Annotated in this window: 4 protein-coding genes; all 4 read right to left on the bottom strand. The window is 44.3% G+C overall.

The genetic code is table 11. From position 1 onward, the window contains the following. The coding region (locus tag GY843_RS17815) for a Tn3 family transposase (RefSeq protein WP_297311617.1) at window positions 1-2,075 on the bottom strand (2,075 nt) is incomplete at its 3' end. 102 nt (window positions 2,076-2,177) lie between these two features. Further along, the gene (locus tag GY843_RS17810) at window positions 2,178-2,669 is read right to left on the bottom strand and encodes a hypothetical protein (RefSeq protein ID WP_297311615.1); all 492 of its coding nucleotides are present in this window, start codon (window positions 2,667-2,669) and stop codon (window positions 2,178-2,180) included. Between the two features lie 15 nt (window positions 2,670-2,684). Then, window positions 2,685-3,038 (bottom strand): copper resistance CopC family protein, encoded by a 354-nt coding sequence (locus tag GY843_RS17805; protein WP_012516900.1) that lies wholly within the window; start codon window positions 3,036-3,038, stop codon window positions 2,685-2,687. Between the two features lie 80 nt (window positions 3,039-3,118). After that, window positions 3,119-3,578: DUF411 domain-containing protein (locus GY843_RS17800; RefSeq protein WP_367183870.1), on the bottom strand; the 460-nt coding region annotated here is incomplete at its 5' end.

The following is a 3,578-nucleotide window of genomic DNA, read 5'->3' as shown; positions in this document are numbered from 1 at the left end:
GTTTCGAATTTCTGACCATCCGCACTGGCGTGCAACTGGTCCTCCTGAATATGGTAGTGGCGGAAGATGGGTAATGAAGCCACCGCATTATTGATCACGTCGCTGGCATCATGCAGCGTTTCAGGTCGGATATAGTTAGCCTGTACTGTACTCAGGTGTTCATAACTGCGGTCGGAGATCTGCGCCATACCATACACACCACGGTGAGTGGCGTTAGCAATCAGAATGGCCAGTAAATCATCCTGATGAGTAGTTCCCTGTTTTTGTATTGGCAGCACATGTGTCAGGCATCGCATAAACCCGGTTTCGCGCTCAACATACCGCAGGACATCCGCGATACCGACTGGCTGCATTCGCTTAAAGAAGGGATTGTTGACCAGAGATGTAGCGCCTTTTGTTGGCAGGTGCCAGCGGGTGCCCGAGCGATTTTTCATGATTACATTGCGATTATCTCCCTCATCAATATGGCGCGCCACGTCTTTGAGCGCGCTTTCCAGTCGATGTTGTTTCTCCTGTAACAATGCGTCAACAGGTTGTTTTAGTCTGTCCAGCGTTGATGACTCCAGCAGTGCATCCTGCGATGTTTGGGGGATCAGGTCGTCTTCCAGTGCCCGGTATTTGGTGACATTTGACAGATAAATACGTCCGTTCAGTCGTGAAGTTAACTGCCGGTAGAGCAGCCATTCATAACGTTGCGGATTAACGTTATCCTGTTTCACCAGCCATGGGAGGTGCTTTTTGGGGATAAGCGACGTATCCATTGTCATCAGTGATTCACCGGATACAATTTCCGTTTGCATCTTTTGAAGTTGGGCGACGACGGCTTCTGAGCCTTTACCGGCCTCACATTCAAGGCACAGGAACACTGGTCTTAACAACTGTTCCAGAAGGTTTCGTTGTTCGTCATAATATTGCCACTGGTACTCTTCCACGGTCCGTTTTTGTTTTTTCAGATAAAGGCAAAGGGTCTGGATATCCCGATCATCCATCACTTTCAGTGCCTGTTTTCTGACTTCCGAGAAGGGCTGATTGTCATCAATATTCTCGTCAACAAACAGGTGAAGTAGCTCTGCCGCTTTCGTGACATTGTCCGCAGCTGACTGCCAGGACAGGAACACTGCTTGTTGTGCAAAGGCGTTGGCGGCTTCCTGTTGTTTTCGGATATGGTAAACAAACCCATCCGTCAGGCGCTCCAGTGCAAGTTGCATGCGCTCTGTCAGATGACACAGTAACCACAGGTGCTGCTGTGAGCGTTTGAAGCGCCGCACTTTACTGCCGTAGTAATCAATAAGGCCGCTGAAGTGTTGTCGATTTTTTAGCGACAGATTGAGCCTGTCCACAACGTCATTTATTTGCGTGTGCCATGGTGCTAACCGGTGGTAAATGGCGAGCTCTTTTTTAAGCTCAGGCACGGTCAGACTTTTGGCACCACCCCTGAGATGGCTCAGACTCAGCCCGTCGTCTTTAGTAGTGATTATGTTGTCCAGAAAGACGTTAAGTTCATTACTGGTAAGTTGATTCAGTTGGAGCGTCAGGTCTTTTCTGACCTGTTGCATTGTGCGGCTTATCAGTCTTTGAAGCACGGAGTACTTAGGAATGGCAATGTTATGGCTGGCAAGGTATTCAATGGCCGCATCAAAGAGGTGTCGAGGCTCCAGCCAGGCATGACCAATGTAAACCAGGTGGTGGCACAGAGCATTGAGGTGCTGTTTTTCATTCCACTTATTGTAATTTAGTAGACGCAGTATCCTTGAGTAAATACGGTCACGCTGCATTTTACTGACACTGAAAGGCCTGATCCCTTTACCTCTTTGAATTTGGGAGGCAATAAACTGCATGTCGATACTGATATCACGGAAACTCGGAGCAATGATCACTGGCTTAGATTTAAAATAGCCCAGAAGCGCCACGAAATAACAACGATGTTTAGTAAGCCTGATAGTACGGCATTCGGCCTGTTCTACATCGTTTAGCGAAAAATACAAACGTTGTTCCTCAATAGAAAACTGAGGTGCTGAATACAAGTCTCGTTGTTCTGCCTGAGTCAGAATCGAGAGTTCATTACTAATTGCCATGATGAATAAACGCCAATATGATTGATGGTGTTTATATAAGATGGCAGAATATTGGAAGGTAACCCACCGCCACAGACCATATAATATAATACCTGTAGCGTTCTATGTTACTTTAGAGGGGAAAATCCCTAGAACCCCTAATTCAGAAACGTGGCCGGTTAAAGTAAATGTGTACGAGAGAGTGAATAGACACAGCACAAGTAAGCAAGACTTTAACCTTAGGAAAGGTTTAAGAGGTTTAAATTTCAATAAGTAGATAGTTATTAAAGCTACGGCTAACCCCCCCGCACGATACAAGGTGACTTCACCGATAGGAGAACTCAACATTATCTTAAGCATAAAGGGGTCAAGTGCGCCTTGAATTCCCTCTTCTACCATCGCTCCAGTGTTCGCGATAAACCACACTGCATTAGAAATAAACGCAACAAAGACACAAACCTTTACCCATACAGCGCTATAAGATGGCGTTGTATAACTTGTCCTACTGTCGTTAATATCTCGCCAGAAAAATGTATATCCAGCTGTGGCCGCGAAACCTAAATAAAACATTAGCTTTGTCACTACAATTACAGTGTTCCAGATATACATTTCCACAGCTGAATCCCCTTTTTAGTGCACCATAAATCCAAAACTATCTTTCATCTTGTGCCCATCGGAGCCAAGCATGATGAACTCAACATTGTATGAACCTGGACGTAATTTAGGTAAGGTCCAAGAATAATCCGTTGCAACCTCTTTCGGAGGTTCAAAGCCAAAATCAACTTTTGCACCTTCACTATCTTTTAAAACTACTTTTATTAATCTAACTCCCTTGGTAAAGCTGACTGATAGTTCCATTGGGGCCTCCATCAGCATTGCATTTTTGCTTGGTGTGCTAGATTTAATTTCTATAGCCTCATGTGCTAATGCCACGCTGCTTAGCAGTACACTAAATATTGCAAATGATTTAACAAGTGCTTTCATGATTACCTCTATCTTTGGTTTTTAAAAATTAAAATTGCTTTGATTGTCAAAAGTGCGCATTTATTTGTTTAACTTTGACTTCAATCGAATTGACTTTCGTAGCTTTCTACTTTCGCGTAAGGTTCGTAGCTCCCATCTTGATATATAATGAAAACGGTATAAGGCATAAACTGCTCTGCTACTTCCATTCCGGGTGAACCTACTGGCATAGCTGGAACAGATAACCCGATAGCCTTTGGATGTTCTTCTAACAAGAATCGTTTTATAAACTTAGAAGGGACATGGCCTTCAAATACAAAGCCACTTTCTGTAACAGCGGTATGGCAAGAGCGAAGATTTGGCGAAATTCCGTATTCGTTCTTGATGTCGCTCAAGTTATGAAAGTCCTTTGTACGTAGTTGAAACCCTTGGCTTTCTAGATGAGTTATCCACTTTTTACAGCATCCACACGATGGTGATTTATAGACCAATAATTCAAAGGCGTCGTTTGCGCCATGGTGGATATTTGCCATGGCAACGCTAGGTAGAATTAGCAGTAAT

This window comes from Neptuniibacter sp., from assembly GCF_024231755.1.
GTDB lineage: Bacteria > Pseudomonadota > Gammaproteobacteria > Pseudomonadales > Balneatricaceae > Neptuniibacter.
This window is presented reverse-complemented; position numbering and strand designations above follow the sequence as displayed.